The sequence below is a fragment of the Photorhabdus asymbiotica genome, from assembly GCF_003634575.1.
Classification (GTDB): Bacteria; Pseudomonadota; Gammaproteobacteria; order Enterobacterales; family Enterobacteriaceae; genus Photorhabdus; species Photorhabdus asymbiotica.
In genome coordinates this window covers 515,968-535,014 of sequence record NZ_RBLJ01000002.1, presented here as the reverse complement: position 1 = coordinate 535,014, position 19,047 = coordinate 515,968, and the positions used below count along the sequence as shown (strand labels likewise).

Below are 19,047 nucleotides of genomic sequence, written 5' to 3'. Positions count from 1 at the left end.
CTCCTGGGGATTCGCTCCCTTGCCGTCGCGATGCATCTTGAAATCCATAGGGTATATATTGACAAGCATGGCTTACATCAATGATGCCTATTAAAAAAGCAGATTCTAATTAAGGATAAATATTATGGCCGCAATATCATCCGGTCACACCGTACATACTGGGGATGACCCGCGTGCACTGCCTGAATTTAGGGCACTGAAAGAAGAAATAAGCAAACTGAGTCATCCAGCCCGGCCAGATGTTGACTGGGCCAAAGTTGAACAGCTTTGTTTAACGTTATTTCGCTTAAATGGCGTAGAACTGCAAAGTGCTGCCTGGTACACACTGGCCCGTGCCCAGCGCGCTGGATTAGCGGGCATTGATGAAGGGCTGGCACTGATTGATGGGTTAGTGAGCTATCAATGGCCGCAATTCTGGCCTCAACCCGTTCATGTGCGGGTTGAAATTTTTGCCTGGCTGGTTGTACGTCTACAGCAAGTGTTACGGACCTGCGTTTTCGCTTATATTGATCTGCCGCTGATTTATCGCACAGAGAAGGTACTTGAACATCTGTGTGAAGTGCTTCAACGTTTAGAACTGAAACATGTAAGCAAACTCGACAGCCTCCGTGTACAGCTTCACAACAGCGCCCGGCGACTGGAGAGTTTGGAGCAGGAAAAGGGTGCGGTATCCGTCTCTTGCTCTTCAGCTCATGTTCTGGAGAACAACGCTAGGTTGATGCCGGAGAAACATGCTCAGCCACAACTGATGTATGTGGTACACGAAACTATCTCCTCTGAACAACCTCAGGTTAAAGTGATTCGTGGGGGACCTGCACCTCGTTGGAAAGCCTGGCACGGCTTTGTGGCGGGTGTCGCATTATGTACGCTGATTGTCACGGGGGGCTGGCTGGTGGACAGGATGCAGCAGTCACCTCTGCTGGCACAGGCTTTGTTAGAAACGGTGCATCCGTTACCGCAAGTATTGCTCCCAACACAACTGGCTGAGTTACATCACCCTGATAATGCGGTGCTAATGAGCCGGTTGCAGGATAAAATCATGGATGTCAGTCGTAAGCAACTGACAAACTTAGACGCATTGCCGCCATTGTGGCGATTGAGCCATGGTTCGCAGTTATTACAGCAGCTACGTACATTGTGGCCGGCCAGCCAAACGGTGCAGGATATGGAGAAACAGTGGTTACAACAGCGTGAAGCCACTGCCCTGCCGATGTCGGAACTGGAAAATTACCATCTGGCTCAATCACGGCTGCAACAACTGACTGCGCGGCTTGACGCATTGGATGAAAAACGCGGGCGATATCTCACCGGCTCTGAACTGAAATCGATGGTATTTGGCATCAGGCAACCGCTGTCCAGCACACCGCCATTGGAAGAATTATTGCGCCAACTGGCGGAGCAGCAAAAAAATGGTGCCGTTTCTCCAGCATTACGCCAACAAATTAATACCCGTTTTAGTCAGTTACTTAATCGCTATTATTTATTGCAGAGGTAGGAGAATGTTTTAATTATATGATGAAATCCGGTATGAATTTATTAATTAATGAAGATATTGTTTGAGAAAGGATTTTCTCATAAATCCCTTTGATGAAATATAACCATAAAGTATTTTTCATGATTTTTATACCCTATGGATTTCAAGATTCATCGCGGCGGCAAGGGAGCGAATCCCCAGGAGCATAGATAACTATGTGACTGGGGTGAGTGAGTGCAGCCAACAAAGAGGCAACTTGAAAGATGACGGGTATATATAAGGTGTTGTGAATGGAAGCTTGTATTAATTATTATTTATAGATGGGGGCGAATGTTATTGCATAATATATTGTTGGGAGTTATTAATAATGTATTGATTCATTTTACTACCCGTCTCAATAGAGCTATTTTTTTTGTTAATTAAATCGATATTAAATATTAGAGACTATTCCGGTTTTTTTAAATGAGTAGTTGTTATGAAAGATATAATCTATTGGAATGTTAAGGTTCAGAAAAAAATAGATAGTTACCCTGATGCTGTACATGTTCGAATTAACTTTGAACTTGTAGCTTTACAGAATGGTTATCCTCATTCTTTTGATAATGAAGCACGGCATTTTCTCATGATTGCATATCGGATTATTAAGAAGAAATATATTGTACCTTCTGTTATTGTCCCACAAGAAAATAACCTATTGGTTAATTTACAACATCCAGGTTTCCAGCATTTTTTAAATACCGTTATTTTGATTACCAAAAGTTAATTTAGTGCGGAGTGGTTTTCATCTTCCTTAATGTGTTATGTGAAATTTTAAGCCGGTTAGACAAACATTGTGATTTTATTACAATATGCTATCTCTCCCATGCGATTTATATTTTCCACATGATTAATACTACTTGAGTAAATAATCATGTGGAAGATAAATTACCACCTCCATGTATCAGGGCTGGTTGCACTTGGTAATACATTAATGCCATAGTAGCTAATAACCACGACGACATATATATCGCCACCATAGCAATCTAATTGATATTTTCTTCCTCTTTCAGTCCATTGCCAATAATCAGTTTTCCAACTGGCTGGGTAGAATCCTTGAAGCAACGAAGCTGCCCCCGGCCTTAACCCGTTGACATCAAGAGCACTGGTATTTTCAGAGTTACTCCAAATCACTTGGCCTCTTAAATTTTCATTTGTCAGGTTAACGACAAAAAAGAAATGATCGTTACTATCAAGCATTTCACCTTTTTCTTTTTTTTCAGTTTCTTTCATTTCATACTCCTGATAAATAAATGGATAAAATTGGTGATTATGATAGAAATCGCCATGAGCTTCCTACTTTTACTGAGGTTGATGTAATAACTACATTACTAATTATAGTCGAAATATACCCTTCATCTTTCAAGTTGCTGCTTTGTTGGCTGCTTTCACTCATTCCAGTCACATAGTTATCTATGCTCCCGGGGATTCGTTCACTTGCCGCCGCGCTGCAACTCGAAATCTATTAGGTAAAAATACATAAGAAGTGGATTTATATACTGAGATATTTTTATGGTAGGTCAAGATATATCTTTGCTGAGGATGAGGATAATATATATTTTTCCTTTGAAAATGTATTGTTTTTTCCCCGTGATAATGAAATTAATAAAAAATAAACTATTACAATGGTGATATTAAAGTTGAGGTATTATAATGTGTACTAAAATAGTAATTAATTTCAATTTGTTATTTGTTTGTATTTAAATGATTTATTATTGTAATCATGGATTAAATTGTGGGAATTAAGTTGTAAATAGTAACATTGTTTAAGATTTTAGTTGTATATTGTGTGTTATGGTAATTTTACCACAATAAAAACTTATGTTTTTTTATTGAAATATAATTATATATGGTATAACTTATAATGATTCTTATCTGGTTGTTATTAGAGAGTTTTATTTGTTTTCAGGAATCATAATGAATAAGTGAATATTAACGTGAATAAGTAATAAAGTAAGGGAAGTAATTATATAAAAAAGATTTCTATCATATGTATAGAAATGTTTTTTTGTTTTTTATCTGTTTTTAAAGATGGATTTTATTTGAATCGATAATATCATGGAGTTGCTTGCTTTTTAGGCGTTGTCAATGATGTTAATGAAAATACAGGTTTTATACCCAATGGATTTCAAGATGCATCGCGACGGCAAGGGAGCGAATCCCCGGGAGCATAGATAACTATGTGACCGGGGTGAGTGAGTGCAGCCAACAAAGAGGCAACTTGAAAGATGACGGGTATAGATCTGTGTTTCTTATAATGCTGTAAGTAATTCTGGATATTCTTCATCACTGAAGTAGGAATAGATATATATAATGTTATTGAAGTGATGTGATTTTAAAATATAAAATTCTTATTCCCCTGAATTTAATGGTTATATTTCTGGTCGGGGGATTTTGTATTGAAAAAATTGCTGCAATAGAAAAGTAACGTTATTAACTATTATGCCAGATATTAATTATGTATGAATATAGTAGAGATTTTAGAATCCTATTTGTTTCTTAAATGTTAATTATTGATCGTAAAATCCTACTCGATTGAATAATTGTGAACGACTCTTCAAGTTATTAGCGTATAAATAATTATGATTAGATTCAATGATAAGGCTATTAAAGCGAGATTTGTTATTACATTGACCTTTATTAAATCATAATTGTTATTTTTTTATTATTTTGTTTACAAGGAATTAACAAGATTAAGTATTAATTTTCCCAATATATACCCAATAAATTTCGAGTTGCAGCGCGGCGGCAAGTGAACGAATCCCCAGGAGCATAGATAACTATGTGACTGGGGTGAGAGAAAGCAGCCAACAAAGCAGCAACTTGAAGGATGAAGGGTATATACCTAATAGATTTCGAGTTGCAGCGCGGCGGCAAGTGAACGCATCCCCAAGAACATGGATAACTATGTGACTGGAGTGTGTGAAAGCAGCCTACTTATTATTTTAAGGGAGTAAACCCCCTTTTTTCTTTTTTTCTGGAGATGACTTTTGACCTCTCTTGCTTATGTTGATGCCCTTTGCGCACTTGAGCATCCTTATCGTGCTGATGATGCTTGCGATCGGCTGTTTGATGCGGCCATGCTTGAGCTGACGTTGTACCATTGTGAAAATACGCCCGGTTACTACCCATGGTTGAAAGCAGGCGGCTTTGACGTTCAAAAACTAGAGAAATTGAATGATTGGTCGCATTTGCCGCCCATTTTCGCTAATTATTTCAAACATCAATTGTTGCTCAGTACTTCCGGCAGAGATGCGCTGGAATTAACCTCATCCGGGACAACGGGTCAAAAAAGCCGTATGCGTTACGATGCACGTAGTATCAGTGCTGCTCAGAATATGGTTGAGCGCATTTTCGAGTATTACGGTTGGAATACGCCACAACAACCCTGTAATTATTTGTTGCTGAGTTATGAACCTGCCGGAGCGATTACGCTGGGAACGGCTTATACCGATCAGTATCTGTGTAAATATGCGCCAGTGGCGCAAGTCTGTTATGCACTGCGTCATAACGGAAGAGGTAATGAATTTGATCCATTTGGCGTGATTCGAGCCTTGCAGGAGTTTGCTGAGCAAGGGCTGCCGGTACGTATGCTAGGTTTTCCGGCATTCCTTTGGTTTGCGCTGGAGCGGATGCGAGAAATGGGTTTACCCCCGATACAGCTACATCCTGAATCATTAGTATTTTTAGGTGGCGGCTGGAAAACACACGTTGATAAAGAGATTCCAAGATCTTTGCTGTACCAGCGTTTGGGGGAACAACTGGGTATTCCTGATGAGCGTTGCCGGGATGGTTACGGCTCGGTTGAACATCCGGTGCCTTATGTTGAGTGCCAAAATCATCATTTTCATGTGCCGGTTTATGCTCGTGCCTATATTCGTGATACGGCCAATATGGCTGTCCAATCCTATGGCAAACCCGGTTTTCTGCATCTGATATCACCTTATATCACTTCCAGCCCGGCCCACAGTATCGTGGTGAACGATTTGGCTGTGTTACATCCAGCTGCTGAATGTGGTTGTGGATTGGCTACCGATTGGTTTGAGTTACTGGGTCGCGCTGGTACGAGTAAAAGCCGCAGTTGTGCGATTGCAGCTTCTGAGTTGATAAAGGAGTCCTGAAATGTATTTAATTAATGGTGAGGTTATCTCTGACTTGGAGCCTGCGGCTGTACTGGCTGAACTTAAAAGTAAGCTTGCTGATACGCTGGCTTGTTCCCCAAGTGTACAGCAAGTATTGGAGTGTGCCAGGCGCTTTGCTGACAATCTCGATGCTATCGCTTCTAAACTTGGACTGGATACGGCCACAATCGCTACCTTACGCAGCTTTTGTCATCGTGATTCGCTAGAAGCGAAGTTGCGACACGAATTGGGTGAACAGCCGTTTTCTTTGCGCCGTTTTGACTATACCCAACCGCGCTTTGAAACCTGGCAACCTTTGGGATTAGTGGTGCACATCACGCCAGCCAATGCTCCGTTGCTGCCATTTATGGCGGTGCTGGAAAGTTTGCTGGTTGGCAATGTCAACTGGTTGCGTCCTAGCAGCAGCGATCGTGGTCTTAATGCGCAAATACTGGCTGAATTTTTGCGTCATGATCCCAGTGGTAAGTTGGCGTCTTATGTATCTGTATTGCCTTTACCGTCTGACCAGTTGTCAGAGTTACTGGATTGTGCTGATGCAGTGTCAGCCTGGGGCAGTAATGCGGCATTGGCGGCTATTCGTAGCCAATTACGGTCCGGTTGCCGTTGGATAGACTGGGGACATCGTATCAGTTTTGCCTATCTTGATCCGGTAGCTGCCAATAGTGCTGATTATGATGCGTTGGCTGATGATGTGTGCCGTTTTGATCAGCAAGCGTGTTCCAGTCCACAGTGTTTGTTGGTAGACAGCACTGACGAGGACGTTTTACGGCAGGTGGCGAGTGCTATGGCTGCGGCGTTGGCTCGGCGGGCGCCAGTATGGCCAGCGTTACAACCCGATATACAAGAAGCGGCGGAAATCAGCAGTCAGATGGCATTTTTGCAATTGGATCACTCTTTTGCTGGTCTGACGGGTTCAGTAGAAAAAGGCGATGGATGGCGGGTAGCCTGGATACAGCGTCAGGAACTGGTGCCATCACCGTTATACCGTACCCTGCAAATTCGTCCGGCACCGCGGGCAAAATTGGTAGAAATTTTGTTACCGTGGCGCCCCTATTTACAAAGTTGTGGTCTGATAGTCAGAACGGACGAACTGACGGTACTTAGTCGCCAGTTGCTGACCGCTGGAGTTAGCCGCATATGTCAGGTTGGCGCTATGCATGATGGTTATGAAGGTGAACCACATGATGGTGTTTATGCATTGACTCGGTTGGCACGACGCGTCTCTGTTAGCTTAAAAGCTGAACAATTACCGGGCCATGTCGCATTGGATAAATTGTCGGTTAATCCACCAGAATTGGCCGGGATTCCCGTAATGGATAAAGCCAAGTTTCAGCAAAATGGCGTTACTGAGAAAGCACAGCTGTTTTTCCGCAGTGGTGGCAGTAGCGGTGCTCCCAAACTGGCGGGTTTCAGCCGTAGAGATTATCACAGTCAGATGCAGGCTGCGGCAGATGGCCTGTTTTCGGCTGGTTTGGACCCGGCTCAGGATCGGGTAATGAATTTGCTGTATGGCGGCAACTTGTATGGCGGCATGCTCAGTTTTTTCACTATCTTGGATAAATTATCTGTACCACACTACCCGATGGGAGGCCCGGTAGACGATGATTTTAGCCAAATCAGTCATTTTATTGTCAGCCAAGGGGTCAATACGTTGGTGGGGATGCCAAGTACGATACACCAATTGTTTGAATGTGAAGAAACAGCGTTGCGTGCTTATGGTGGTGTGCGCAAAGTCTTTACTGGCGGAGAACATATTAGCGAAGAGCGACGTCAGTTTCTGTCCAGTTTTGGTGTACAGGTGATCCGCTCGGCAATTTATGGTTCTGTGGATGCGGGTCCATTGGGTCATGCTTGTGCCTGTTGCCACGATGGAGAATTCCATCTGTTATCTGATATTCAATGGCTGGAAATATTGGCTCTGGACAGTGATCAGCCTGTTTTGAACGGTGAGACCGGTCGATTGGTGTTCACCCCTCTGGCGCGGGAAGGGCAGTTGATTCAGCGTTACGATTTAGGTGATTTAGGTCACTGGCTGCCGGGTTCCTGCTCCTGCGGATTGCCAGCTCCACGTTTTAAATTGGTGGGGCGTCATGGTGCATTGATACGGGTAGGTTCTATTTTCCTGAATCCGATAGAGTTATCGGCTAGGTTGGCGTGTCCGGTGCAGTGGTTAGTAGGAAACAACTCCGATGGTTATGAGTATGTCCATATATTAGCCGATGGGGATGCTGATCAGGTGCGTATGCAGCTGCTGCAACACAGGATGCTAAATCAAGTTGTCAGCGGTGGATTATTGCAACTGGACGTGATTCCTACGCTAGTTGGGCAGTTCCGTCATCATCCGCAAAGTGGCAAAACGCCGCTAGTGCTGGATTACCGAGTTTGAGACCAATAATCTTATTTTTTGAGTAAATCATGACATTATCATTACACGATCTGGTTGAATATGCCCGCAATCATGCTCCCTTCTTTAGGGATCTTTACCGTGATTTGCCTCGCTCCGGCTGGACGCTGACGGATTTGCCATTAATCGATCCTGCCAATTACTGGCAGCAGTCGCAACCATTGGAAAACTGGCCGGTATTGACCGGCCCTATCAACGGTGGTCATGTTTTCAAAACCGGTGGCTCTACCAGTGAGGGACGGTTGTCGGTATTCAGTTGTGACGAATGGCGCGCGTTTGTACGGGCATTTGGTCACGGACTGGCGCAACAACTACAGCCCGGTGACCGTGTTGCTAATCTATTTTTTGCTGGTGATCTATACACTAGCTTGTTGTTTATTCATGGTGCGTTGTCCTACTCTCCGGTGCCAGTGATAGAGTATCCGTTCACGTGTTCAGTTGATGATCAGGCACTGGCTGACGCTATTGTCAGCTTGGGCATTAACGTTCTGGCTGGAGTACCAGTACAATTACTACGTTTTGCCAGCACCTTACAGCAGAACGGCCAATTCATGCCCAATATTGAACGTCTGTTGTACGGTGGTGAAAGCTTGTTTCCGGAACAATTAACACTGCTGAGTACGGTGTTTCCTAATGCACGTATTGGTTCAATCGGTTGCGCCAGTGTTGATGCTGGTCTCATTGGGGCAGCGGCTCCAGATTGTTGCCAGGGTGAACATCGAGTTTTTGATGCTGACACGATTGTTGAAATTATTGACGAATCCAATGGTCAGCCGATTACCGTCCCTGGGCGGAATGGCATGTTAGTTATTACCAACCTGCAACGGCGTCTGATGCCGGTTATCCGTTACCCTACTGGTGATATGGCTTGTTGGTGTGAGGAAGCTGGGAAACCGCATCGTAAATTCGCTTTGCAGGGGCGGGCGGGCAGTGCTCATCGAGTTCGAGTGTCTACTCTGTCTCTTTTTCCGGACCAGATTGCTCATTTACTGCAACAGCAAGCCGGCATACTTGCCTGGCAGTTATTGCTGAGCCGTCAGGATGGTATAGATGAGATAAAACTACTGTTAGCCAGAGATCAATCATCGGTGCCGTCTACAACATCAATCCATCAAGCACTGCTGGCAGCGCAACCTGCGATAGCCAAGTTATGTAGTCAGGGAATGCTGTATGTGGAAGTGGTTGATTGTGCTCTCGAAAGCATGTTGACTCATCCGCGCTCCGGTAAGCTGATGCGGGTAGTTGATCATCGTGGTTATCGTGTTGAAGAGAAGGCAGCATGAGCATAAATCCAGTGATGCCATTGATTCGATTATTCCGGGAAGAAGATTCTACCGGTGTCAGCGCCTTATTTCGGGTGGTTTATGGTGAAGATTATGTCTACCCGGAAGTTTATTTACCAACCATGCTTGGCCGCTACAATGCGGATAAACATTGGTATTCTGCCGTTGCAGTACAAGATGGCCAGGTGCTGGGGCATGCGGCACTGTGGCGGGATGATCGTTGTCCATTAAGCGCTGAACTTGCGCTTATCGTGGTACACCCACAGATGCGTGGTCAGGGTGTCGCCACTGCGCTGGGGCAATATTTGTGCGAGCGGGCTAGAGAAATGGGCTTGAGTATCCTCACTATCAAGCAGGTATCGTCACATAATCACAGCCAGCGTTTAGCCCAAAACTTGGGCTTTCACACCACCGGCCTGCTGCCGGACTATGTAACATCACCATTTGATCAAACGTATCCTGAAAGCATCGTTTTGGGCTGCCTGCCGCTACAACGCTGGCCCTTTCCAGAATTACACTGGCCTTCAGGTTGGCAACAGTGGTTGAAATCGGTTACTCAAGTATTTGGTCAGGAACCTCTGCAACCGGAGGAGTCCATTGATACAGAGATCAGCATGACGAGTCATGGTCGCCGGTTGGAAGTGTGGATAGAAAAACAGACAACCGAACGGATAAAAGAGGTGGCAGAGTTACCGGTTCGCAAATTGGTTTATGTGAAACTCCCGGTAGGGGAAGGCACGCTTCAGGCTATGCAAATTTTGCAGCAAGCGGGGTTTGCCTGTACTGGTTTTGTGCCAGGTCATCATCATCGTTGGGAGGCTTTACTGGTTCGGGGACATAGTAGGAAAGAGTTGAGCCTGAGTTGTCAGCTTGCCCGTAATCTGCACCAGCAAAGTATGTTTTCCAGCGCAGTGGGATAGCCCGCCAGCAATGACCGGAAATGATTTAGCGAAATCTGTTAGAGCTTAAAGGGCCTTACCGATTAATAACAAACCTACTTTTTGGCAGTAGGTTTTTTTGTGTCTCTCACCCGGAATGCTCCTTTACATGTCATTGTTCAATATAACGAAGTCGAAATTATGAGAAATTTATTATTATATTATTTATCTCTGCAAATAAGAGGGTTCCCAGGTAAAAATGATCCAGACAGCATTATTTAATATTTATACCCAATAGATTTCAAGATGCATCGCGACGGCAAGGGAGCATAGATAACTATGTGACTGGGGTGAGTGAGTGCAGCCAACAAAGAGGCAACTTGAAAGATAACAGGTATAAAGGGACTCAAATTATCTCTGCCACCATTCAATCCGCCATAATTCTTGGATGTTTTTGAACCCCAGCTTTTTTATTGCTGCCCTCCTCTGTGTATATATCGTTTTAGCATCCACGCCCCGGAGTTTGGCAATTGTCGTTATTGGTAAGCCTTGTAGTGTGGCCTGTATTACTTGCTGCTCTGCTTCACTTAACCCTGTCACTGGTACGGCAGGATGAGTGGGCCTTTCGTCATTTTCTTGTATCCATGCGAGACATTCATCATGTAATGCCTGTACAGGTTGGTTGAGATTAAATACGTTGTGGGTACCTAGCTGCTCCGTTATTATCCGGTTGGTTGCACATGAGGGATCAATCAATAAGCCAAGATGCCAGTCAGATAATAACCAATGATATTGTTGGCAAAACCCAATTATTTCACTTAACCATTCCTGGTTGCGGTTGCAGATATCCAATAACATAAAGTCATACGGTTCGTCTGTGGCGGCTGTAAATTCTGATGGTGATGAGTACGTATGGAGTACGTCTACATGCGGTGTTAGCAAGTATAAAAATGCCTTACGTGTCATTTCGCAGGCGCTGATGATGGATAACCTCTTCATTTTTTCTCTTTCTCTTCCAGGTTTGATTTTGCCAATTCAGTTTGTAATTCATCCGGTAAATCTGCCAGAAACCAGTAATATTCTGAGTACAAAAGACTCGCTGGGTTGTCGAATAATGCCGGGCTGTCATAATAAGACAACCACGCCGGGTTTTGATTCGATGTTATCGATCCCGTTGATCTGCTTAATTTCTTACGCAACATATTTTTTCTCCATATTTTTCATTATTTGCTGGTAATCAGGTAGCTCCCTGATTTACCAATATCAAATGTCAGTGTTAATAGTCAGTATATTGCGCGTCTGTCTCAATCCGTTGAATACCTGATAACGGTGTCATCGGTAAGGAAATCAGGCGTTGGAAAATAAATCTCATGTTATTACCTGATGTTCTACTCTGGCCTGTACAGCCTATTATCGCCTGAGATATCAGCACGAGCGATTCCCATTGAGGGTAAGACGGGCCTGTTTTATTGGAGAAGATTATGATGAGTCATAGATCCGATTATCGTACAGATGTCCGCATTATTGCGAATATACCGCGTAATGTTTCTGATAGCGATAAACTGCGTTTCAGAAAATTAACGGGTAGTGAATCGTTGTCGCAACTGTATCAGTTTAAAGTGGAGTTTCTCTGTCCATGTAATGATCTCGATATGAAGTCATTGTTGGGTAAGAGTATGTCTCTGGAGATACCATTGATACAGGGTGGTTCCCGTTTCTTGCATGGTAATATTACGCGTATTGAATATGCCGGACATTATTTGCAGGAAGGTAGGGATAAATTATATATCTTCACCTTACATCCTTCTCTCTGGTATTTGACGCAAAACCGTGATTGTCATATTTGGCAGGGACAGAGCGTGCCGGATATTATTGCTGGCCTGCTTGCAAAATATAATATCAATATTGAAAACCGTCTCAGTAGCCATTATCGCCAATGGGAGTATTGCGTTCAATATCAGGAGAGTGATTTTGACTTTATTAGTCGATTAATGGAGCATGAAGGTATCTATTATTATTTCAGTCATCAGAAAGAGGGGCATACCTTAATTTTGGCTGATTCCCCCAATGCGCATCGGCCATTTAATGATGCTTATGCTCAAATTCGTTATTTAGCGGCACAACCGGGTGTTGTTGATCATCAGGAGGGGATTACCTGCTGGAATACGGCCCAGGAAATTACGCCACGAATTTATACGCTAGATGATTATGATTTTCGTAAACCACGGGCGCACTTATTAGAAGTATGTCGTAATCCAGCATCGTTTGCAGCGAATAAGGCTGATGTTTTCGAATGGCCAGGACGTTATATCGACAATCAACACGGCCAGTTTTATGCGCAAATTCGTCAACAGGCATTTAAAGCGCAGCAACAACAGATGTATGGCAATGCGACAGCGTGCGGAGTGGCTCCGGGCAGCACGTTTACCCTGCAAAATAGCCCTTTTCCAGCTGATTCAGACGCTTTTCTTGTCACACATGTGGAATATGAATTGTATGACTGTACGCTGTATGACGAATTGGACCAAGGCAATCAGGATAAAGGGCCATTCCAGGCCACATTCCGCGCAGTGCCGGCTGATATTGTCTGGCGTCCACAACGGATAACACCTTGGCCGAAAACCTGTGGTCCCCAAACGGCGGAAGTTACTGGCCCGGCAGGGGAAAGCATTTGGACCGACAAATATGGTCGTGTCAAATTGAAATTCCGTTGGGACAGATACAGTCAGCCAGATGATCGCAGCTCTTGCTGGGTACGTGTTTCCAGTAGTTGGGCGGGTTGGAAATATGGCAGCTTGCAAATTCCACGCATCGGTGAAGAGGTGGTGGTTGATTTTATTAACGGTGACCCGGATCGCCCGCTGGTAACTGGGCGGGTGTATAACGAAGAGTGTATGCCGCCCTGGCAGTTACCCGATGATGCGACCCGGATGGGCTTTATGAGCCGCAGTAAGAAGGGTGGGGTAGATAACGCCAGTTTTCTGTTTCTCGAAGATGCTCCTGGGCGTGAGTCATTCACTATGCACGCTGAACGTGACATGAATATCTCCGTTGAGCACGATAAAAATATTACTGTTGATGGCGCCTTAGCGCAGGAGATAAAAGGCGAAACCCATTTCAAGCATTATGGTGTGTGCAACACCCTGAAAATGATGCCGGATATTCAAACCTTCCTGTTAGGGAAAACTGCCGTTATCGGTGTCGGTGGACGCGCGGATTTTATTGCGGGTGGCAGATATGAACGTATCCAGGGTAAATCAGAGACGCAGGTCAATCAAAGTATCAGTCAACATGCCGGAGAAAATATCAGTTGTCATGCGCGGGGCAATATTCTGTTCGATGCGGGTAAACAAATCATCTACGGTGACAGCCTGTATCTCAACAAAGAAAGCAGCGATCCCAATAATCAGGCAGAGAAGAAGCTGATGACGTTACAGGGGCTGACACCGGAGGAGATCGCGGATCAAAAAGCATCAGAGCAGCAGCAGCAGCAAAAAATTCCAACGTCAGTGATTTACAAGAAAGGAGTCAGTGTTGAGATCAACGGTGTTGATAACAGACGTGTGGATAAGGATCAGAAAGTAGAAATTAAGGGCGCGGTAACGCGAAGTATTGATGGTAGCTGGCAAGAACATGTTAAAGATGACCTGAAAATTCAGGCAGACGCTGATGCTCATCTTAACTGTGGCGGTAAGGTGTGCATCGAAACAAAAGATATGGAGCATAAGATTGAAGGCCATATAGAAACCCATGCCGGCAATACCTTGACCGTTTGTGGTACGACGGAAAGTATCAACATGCTCAATTACACCAATTCCTCTATTGCTATGAAAAATGAGGGGGTGGTGATGTCAAATAATATGCTGAACATCGGTAATACTACGCTCCATATGTCAACCAATACCCTCAGCCTTAGCTTGGGACAGATAAATATCAATGCTGTGGCACTGAGTCTCAGTCTCAGCGGTTTAGCTATTTTTATCTGATATACCCAAACAGGAGAACGAGTGATGAAAATCATAAAACCTCTGAGATTGGGGCTCTTACATCGTCCGTGGCGTTGGCAGCAACAAAACTATCTGGGCGTCACGGTGATGGCGTTGACCGATATGAGTGATTCGCCACAAATCAGGCCAGAACCAGAGCTATGGCAACTGGTTGCGCAAGAGTTGCAAAGTACCGGCGGAGTATTGGATCTTTCCATCCCTAAGCCTTGTGCAGAATTTTTTGCTTCCGGTTATGCCTGGACCAATCATCAGTCGCAAAAAGAGGCTTGTATAGCAAAAATTCAGGTTGCTGATAAAGAAAAAAGCTTGATGGTGTTTGGTGATCGTTACTGGCAGAACGGGCATCCTTCAACGCCGCAGCCGTTTGAGAAGATGCATCTTGATTGGACAAATGCCTTTGGTGGTAACTGTACAGCAGAAAACCCGTTGGGTAAGGGGGATGAACCGGTTACCCGTGATGGCGTATTGTGGCATCCATTACCTAATGTTGAATTGCCTGAGCAGTTGCTGCATTCAGTACATCAGCGTGTACCGCCAGCCAGTTTTGCACCACTGGATTTTAGCTGGCCACAACGTAGCCGCTTGATGGGGAAAAAATATGATAAACAGTGGCTGGCACATGAATTTCCCGGTTTTGCCCGCGATACCGATTGGCACCTGTTCAATATGGCTGGGCAGGATCAATGGTTGACGGGGCAATCCTGTTTGCCACCTGCTGCTAGCTGGCGTATCTGGAATATGCATCCAACTCAGGCCGTACAACAGGGAACGTTACCGTGTTGGCAGGCACGTTGTTTTATCAACCGCCAGCGTGGTGAGGAAATGCGTCTTGAGGAGATCCATTTACGTGCTACCACGGTATGGTTTATGCCTCATTTGGAGCGCATGGTACTCATTTGGCACGGTGCTTGTCCGATTAATGAAGATGACGCTGTGGATGTACATCAGATGTTGGTGGCGATGGAGCTGGCACAATCAGAGCGTCCCGTTGCCCATTACCAACAGGTGATGGCACAACGGGCAGAAAAAGAGAAAGGCGCACTTTTTACCTTGCGGGAAAAGGATTTGATAGATGAAAGTCTGATTGCGCCCTGGATAGATAATGATGTGCAGGTTACACCCAGTGCGTTAGCCGAGATGATGACAAGGCGTGAAACCTATTTGCGTCAGCGGCATCAGGCGAGAAATCAGAAGCAAGATCAGGATATCAATCAACTGTTGACAGAATTGCCGCAGCAAGAGGAAAAAGCGCTGACCGCTGATAAATTACCTGAGCTGGTTGCCAGCCTGGAGCGGCAGGCAGAACGTATACAACAGCGAGCTCAGAAAAAAAATGCCGTCTATGCGGCAACTAAACAAGTCGGTGCTCCTCCGTCTGGTCCGGCAAGTTACTACCGGATGATGGATCTGTTGCACAAACAATCACAGAAAACACCGGCGTTTCAGACACCTGAAGCATTGAAACAAACACACCGCAGCTTGCATCAGATGTATCTGTTGTCAGCGGATACGCGTCCGCCAGCCGCCAGATTGCAGGGTGAACAAGCGGAGGTGTTACGCCGCCATGTGATGGCTTGCATGGCAACAAAACGCGATCTCAGTGGTATGGATTTGACGGGGGCAGATCTTTCTGGTTTGGATCTGCGTCGGGCTAATTTACAGCGTACCTTGCTGGAAAATGCCAATCTGGATAACTGTTGTCTGGATGAAGCTGATCTGAGTGAAGCGATGCTGGCTTATGCCTCATTGAATAATACTTCGCTGAACGCGGCCTGTTTAGATAATGTCTCACTGACCGGAGCACGGTGCCACAATTGCTATTTTACCGGTGCACGCCTTGGTGGGGTGTTGTTGGAACAGGCGGAGCTGGTCATGTGTGATTTCACCCAGGCTTCTCTGAGTGATATTTTGTTGCGTCAGTGTATGCTCTACCATTGCCATTTCTCTCAGGCGCGGCTGGAAAATTGCTTGTTTATGGAGCTGATGCCGGAAGAGCTGGATTTCAGTTATGCCCATTTGACACGTATGACAGTGATCAATGGCGGGTTTATCGCCGTGCGTTTCAATCATGCCGTGATGGATAGCTGTACTTTTCTTGATAGCGCACTCGATCATGCTCAATACCAGCATGCACACTTAGAGAGTTGTGTCTTTACGGGTAAAACTCATATTCGTTCCGGTCTGTTCCAGCATGCGCGGCTGACCAGTTGTAACTTTCGCCTTACACTCCTTGAAGCCGCTGATTTTTCAGAGGCTGTACTGCAAAACTGTGATTTCAGCGAAGCCGATCTCAGTTTTGCCCAAATGCGCGCCGTCAATGGCAGCAACTCTCTGTTTATCCGTACCCTGTTGACGAATAGTAATTTGCAGGAAGCCAACCTGATGGGAGCAATATTACAAAAGTCCCATTTAGCCGGGGCAGATTTGCGTCGTGCTAATCTGTTTCGCGCCGATATTTCTCAATCCAGCGTTGATGTGAATACTCAGTTGCAGGGCGCTCTGCTTGATCAGTGCAAAACCCTACCTTGTGCTGGCGGAGATTTAGTATGAAAACGTTAACGCCGGAACAATTGAGTGAGCTGATTTCGCAAGGGGAAATTATTCAAGATATATGTCTGACCAATGACCTGCTGGCAGGGCGAGATCTTGCAGGTATGGTGTTTGTCAATGTTGTCTTTGAAAGTGTTGATCTCAGTTGTTGCCGACTTGATGAGACCGTATTTCTGCAATGTCAGCTATCGTATGCTTCCTTTCAGGGAATGGCGATCAAGGGGTGTTCGTTTCAACAATGTACTTTGTCGCAAGCGTGTTTTGATCGCACTCAGCTGGATAACTGTGTATTTAATGACTGCCAGCTGGAACAGCTCTCTTTGCAGCATGCAGTGCTTAATAGTAGTTATTTCATCGTTTCTCACCTTAATAATGTGCGTCTTACCGATAGCTCGCTTGATAAGGTCATACTGTACGACTGTGATATTCACAATGGTGTGGTGCATAACTGTCGTTGCCAGAGTTTAACTTGGTTCGGCATGGATCTGCGCAGTATCACCTTTGCCGGTAGCCGTTTTGAACGGGTTGTGTTTGCGCATTGCGATCTGCGTAAAGGGCATTTTCAAGGACTTACCTTTCAGGCTTGCCAATTTACCGATAACCAATTGGATCATGCCGATTTTCGACAAGCGGTATTAACGCAGAGTTGTTTTAAAGGCGCTTCGCTGCGAGGCGCCTGTTTAGATGAGATACAAGCTGAAGGTGCACTGTTTATTGAAAGCGATTTACGTGAGGCACGGTGTCGGCAGGCAAAAATCAATCACGGACAGTTTATTGCTGCCCGTTTGAGCCAATCTGATTTTTCTCACAGCACATTAGTGCAAAGCCAGTGGCGCTATGCGCACGCGAATAATTGCTCTTTTATCGCCTGCGATTTGAGCTATGCCGATTTCAGTTGGGCAGATCTCAGTCACTCTGATCTGCGTCAAGCACATTTTAAACGTACTCTGATGCATCGGGCCTGTCAGCAAGGAAGTCGTTTTTCCAATCGTCAAGGTATTTTGGAACAAGATGAGGCGCTGTTTGCGGCAGAGATGTGGAGTACACGCAGCTAGCGTTTAACGGAAGTTGAGAGCTTTATTAGTGATGAGGTTGATCTATGAACGCAACGCAAAAATCATTTCCATTGGGGATTAATCTTCCTCAACAGGCAGCGGGGCAAGTGGTCAATATACTGCCAACCGGTGATGTGATCGTCGAATATCAACAACGTGGCTGGCAATGTCGTGTCGCTATCAGTTGTTTGCTGAGCCCACAGGTCGGTGACGAGGTACTGATTTGTGGCGATGATAGCCAGCGGTTATGGGTGCTGGCGGTATTGAGCCGTAGTGATGAACAGCAGACTGTAACGTTGAGTGTTCCAGGGAATCTGTGTATTGCTCCACAGGGAGAATTAACGCTTCACAGTGCTGAACAGGTCAGTATTGATAGTCAATCTGTGCAGATCACGGCGCAACAGAGTGATTGCCACATTGCTCATATGCGTTACAGCGGTGATGAGTTGACCGCTTGGGTGAATGTGGCTTGTCTGCTTGGCCGGCGTGTGGAAGCTTTGTGGAAAACTGTAGTGCAAATTAGCCAGCGCGTATTGCGTAAGGTTGAGCAGGCCGAACATGTACGAGTTGGGCAACTGGATTGTCAGGCTCGCGATTATGTCCGTTTGCACGCACGTAATACCATTATTACGTCCCAGGCGATAACGAAAGTGGATTCTGAACAGATTCATATGGGCTAAATGATGAGCAGAATACCAGAGAAAAACGTCAGGGAACGTAGAGTGCCGGCAGTCTATGCTAATCATCAGACGTTTCCCATGTTACTCGAACGTCTGACAGAGAGCGGAAATGATCGGGAAGATGGGTTGTATGGTGACAGTGCACAGCAGCTTCGTCTGTCGGTTCTGCATAATTTACAGGCTCTACTTAATTGCGACCATTATTCCTCTGGCGCCGATCTTTCATCATGGCCGCATGTCAGCACCAGCACACTGAATTTCGGTATTCGTGCATTGGCTGGCAAGTTTGTTTCTCAGGTGAGCTGGGAAAGTATTGAGTGCGCGATACGTGAAGCTATTCTTCATTTTGAACCACGTATTATGCCACAGGAATTAACCATCACGGGTATGCAGGGTGATCAAAAATTGAATGCGCACAATATTCTCTGCTTTGAAATCCGGGGGCATCTGTTGTGTTCTTCCCGCCCATTGGCATTTGCTTTCAGTAGTCATGTTGATCTGGAAAATGGCCGTTTTGAGCTGGTGGATGGAGGGTAAA

General features: G+C 45.2%; 16 protein-coding genes. 12 read left to right on the top strand and 4 right to left on the bottom strand.

Annotated elements, in window-relative coordinates:
• Nucleotides 1-124: 124 nt before the first annotated feature.
• On the top strand, nucleotides 125-1,495 hold the full coding sequence (locus BDD30_RS09310; RefSeq protein ID WP_015835895.1) for a VasL domain-containing protein: 1,371 nt from the start codon (nucleotides 125-127) through the stop codon (nucleotides 1,493-1,495).
• A 454-nt stretch (nucleotides 1,496-1,949) separates the two neighbouring features.
• Complete coding sequence (locus BDD30_RS09305) at nucleotides 1,950-2,237, top strand: hypothetical protein (protein WP_015835894.1); 288 nt, start codon at nucleotides 1,950-1,952, stop codon at nucleotides 2,235-2,237.
• A gap of 161 nt (nucleotides 2,238-2,398) precedes the next feature.
• Here BDD30_RS09305 and BDD30_RS09300 read toward each other — a convergent pair whose 3' ends face one another.
• Together BDD30_RS09300 and BDD30_RS24660 are read right to left on the bottom strand one after the other, a co-directional pair.
• A complete protein-coding gene (locus tag BDD30_RS09300; protein WP_015835893.1) occupies nucleotides 2,399-2,743 on the bottom strand; it encodes a hypothetical protein in 345 nt (114 codons plus the stop codon).
• 37 nt (nucleotides 2,744-2,780) lie between these two features.
• Nucleotides 2,781-2,915 (bottom strand): hypothetical protein, encoded by a 135-nt coding sequence (locus BDD30_RS24660; RefSeq protein WP_282958028.1) that lies wholly within the window; start codon nucleotides 2,913-2,915, stop codon nucleotides 2,781-2,783.
• A gap of 1,379 nt (nucleotides 2,916-4,294) precedes the next feature.
• Here BDD30_RS24660 and BDD30_RS24655 point away from each other — a divergent pair.
• The 5 genes from BDD30_RS24655 to BDD30_RS09280 all read left to right on the top strand — a co-directional run bounded on the left by BDD30_RS24655 (nucleotide 4,295) and on the right by BDD30_RS09280 (nucleotide 10,259).
• Nucleotides 4,295-4,423: a hypothetical protein gene (locus tag BDD30_RS24655; protein ID WP_282958027.1), complete on the top strand. Its 129-nt coding sequence runs from the start codon at nucleotides 4,295-4,297 to the stop codon at nucleotides 4,421-4,423.
• Between the two features lie 77 nt (nucleotides 4,424-4,500).
• Nucleotides 4,501-5,631 carry a LuxE/PaaK family acyltransferase gene (locus tag BDD30_RS09295; RefSeq protein ID WP_015835892.1) on the top strand — a complete coding sequence of 377 codons (1,131 nt, stop codon included), beginning with the start codon at nucleotides 4,501-4,503 and terminating at the stop codon, nucleotides 5,629-5,631.
• Between the two features lies 1 nt (nucleotide 5,632).
• Complete coding sequence (locus BDD30_RS09290; RefSeq protein WP_015835891.1) at nucleotides 5,633-8,038, top strand: acyl-CoA reductase; 2,406 nt, start codon at nucleotides 5,633-5,635, stop codon at nucleotides 8,036-8,038.
• 29 nt (nucleotides 8,039-8,067) lie between these two features.
• A complete protein-coding gene (locus BDD30_RS09285) occupies nucleotides 8,068-9,339 on the top strand; it encodes a phenylacetate--CoA ligase family protein (protein WP_015835890.1) in 1,272 nt (423 codons plus the stop codon).
• The gene (locus BDD30_RS09280; protein WP_015835889.1) at nucleotides 9,336-10,259 is read left to right on the top strand and encodes a GNAT family N-acetyltransferase; all 924 of its coding nucleotides are present in this window, start codon (nucleotides 9,336-9,338) and stop codon (nucleotides 10,257-10,259) included. The genes BDD30_RS09285 and BDD30_RS09280 overlap by 4 nt, the downstream gene beginning before the upstream one ends.
• Nucleotides 10,260-10,628: 369 nt before the next feature.
• On the opposite strand, the gene BDD30_RS09275 is transcribed toward BDD30_RS09280, so the two are convergent.
• A complete protein-coding gene (locus tag BDD30_RS09275; RefSeq protein WP_041382454.1) occupies nucleotides 10,629-11,216 on the bottom strand; it encodes a helix-turn-helix transcriptional regulator in 588 nt (195 codons plus the stop codon).
• Complete coding sequence (locus BDD30_RS09270) at nucleotides 11,213-11,419, bottom strand: hypothetical protein (protein ID WP_015835887.1); 207 nt, start codon at nucleotides 11,417-11,419, stop codon at nucleotides 11,213-11,215. Before BDD30_RS09270 ends, BDD30_RS09275 begins: the two co-directional genes overlap by 4 nt.
• 282 nt (nucleotides 11,420-11,701) lie before the next feature.
• Between BDD30_RS09270 and BDD30_RS09265 the strand changes: the two genes are divergently transcribed.
• Genes BDD30_RS09265 through tssE form a run of 5 tightly spaced genes read left to right on the top strand, consistent with a single transcriptional unit; the run spans nucleotide 11,702 to nucleotide 19,046 of the window.
• Nucleotides 11,702-14,203: a type VI secretion system Vgr family protein gene (locus tag BDD30_RS09265; protein WP_015835886.1), complete on the top strand. Its 2,502-nt coding sequence runs from the start codon at nucleotides 11,702-11,704 to the stop codon at nucleotides 14,201-14,203.
• Between the two features lie 24 nt (nucleotides 14,204-14,227).
• Nucleotides 14,228-16,774, top strand: a complete 2,547-nt coding sequence (locus BDD30_RS09260; protein ID WP_015835885.1) for a DUF2169 family type VI secretion system accessory protein — start codon at nucleotides 14,228-14,230, stop codon at nucleotides 16,772-16,774.
• On the top strand, nucleotides 16,771-17,829 hold the full coding sequence (locus tag BDD30_RS09255; RefSeq protein ID WP_015835884.1) for a pentapeptide repeat-containing protein: 1,059 nt from the start codon (nucleotides 16,771-16,773) through the stop codon (nucleotides 17,827-17,829). Before BDD30_RS09260 ends, BDD30_RS09255 begins: the two co-directional genes overlap by 4 nt.
• A 44-nt stretch (nucleotides 17,830-17,873) precedes the next feature.
• Nucleotides 17,874-18,509, top strand: coding sequence for a DUF3540 domain-containing protein (locus BDD30_RS09250; RefSeq protein WP_015835883.1), 636 nt, complete (start codon nucleotides 17,874-17,876; stop codon nucleotides 18,507-18,509).
• A 3-nt stretch (nucleotides 18,510-18,512) separates the two neighbouring features.
• Nucleotides 18,513-19,046, top strand: a complete 534-nt coding sequence (gene tssE, locus BDD30_RS09245; protein ID WP_170152955.1) for a type VI secretion system baseplate subunit TssE — start codon at nucleotides 18,513-18,515, stop codon at nucleotides 19,044-19,046.
• Nucleotide 19,047: the final 1 nt, after the last annotated feature.

Bases quoted from the DNA above. Each gene is read 5' to 3' on its own strand.
- BDD30_RS09305 (WP_015835894.1), top strand. From the start codon at position 1,950: ATGAAAGATATAATCTATTGGAATGTTAAGGTTCAGAAAAAAATAGAT.
- BDD30_RS09275 (WP_041382454.1), bottom strand. From the start codon at position 11,216: ATGAAGAGGTTATCCATCATCAGCGCCTGCGAAATGACACGTAAGGCA.
- BDD30_RS09250 (WP_015835883.1), top strand. From the start codon at position 17,874: ATGAACGCAACGCAAAAATCATTTCCATTGGGGATTAATCTTCCTCAA.
- BDD30_RS09265 (WP_015835886.1), top strand. From the start codon at position 11,702: ATGAGTCATAGATCCGATTATCGTACAGATGTCCGCATTATTGCGAAT.
- BDD30_RS09290 (WP_015835891.1), top strand. From the start codon at position 5,633: ATGTATTTAATTAATGGTGAGGTTATCTCTGACTTGGAGCCTGCGGCT.
- BDD30_RS09255 (WP_015835884.1), top strand. From the start codon at position 16,771: ATGAAAACGTTAACGCCGGAACAATTGAGTGAGCTGATTTCGCAAGGG.
- BDD30_RS09300 (WP_015835893.1), bottom strand. From the start codon at position 2,743: ATGAAAGAAACTGAAAAAAAAGAAAAAGGTGAAATGCTTGATAGTAAC.
- tssE (WP_170152955.1), top strand. From the start codon at position 18,513: ATGAGCAGAATACCAGAGAAAAACGTCAGGGAACGTAGAGTGCCGGCA.
- BDD30_RS09310 (WP_015835895.1), top strand. From the start codon at position 125: ATGGCCGCAATATCATCCGGTCACACCGTACATACTGGGGATGACCCG.
- BDD30_RS09270 (WP_015835887.1), bottom strand. From the start codon at position 11,419: ATGTTGCGTAAGAAATTAAGCAGATCAACGGGATCGATAACATCGAAT.
- BDD30_RS09280 (WP_015835889.1), top strand. From the start codon at position 9,336: ATGAGCATAAATCCAGTGATGCCATTGATTCGATTATTCCGGGAAGAA.
- BDD30_RS09285 (WP_015835890.1), top strand. From the start codon at position 8,068: ATGACATTATCATTACACGATCTGGTTGAATATGCCCGCAATCATGCT.
- BDD30_RS09260 (WP_015835885.1), top strand. From the start codon at position 14,228: ATGAAAATCATAAAACCTCTGAGATTGGGGCTCTTACATCGTCCGTGG.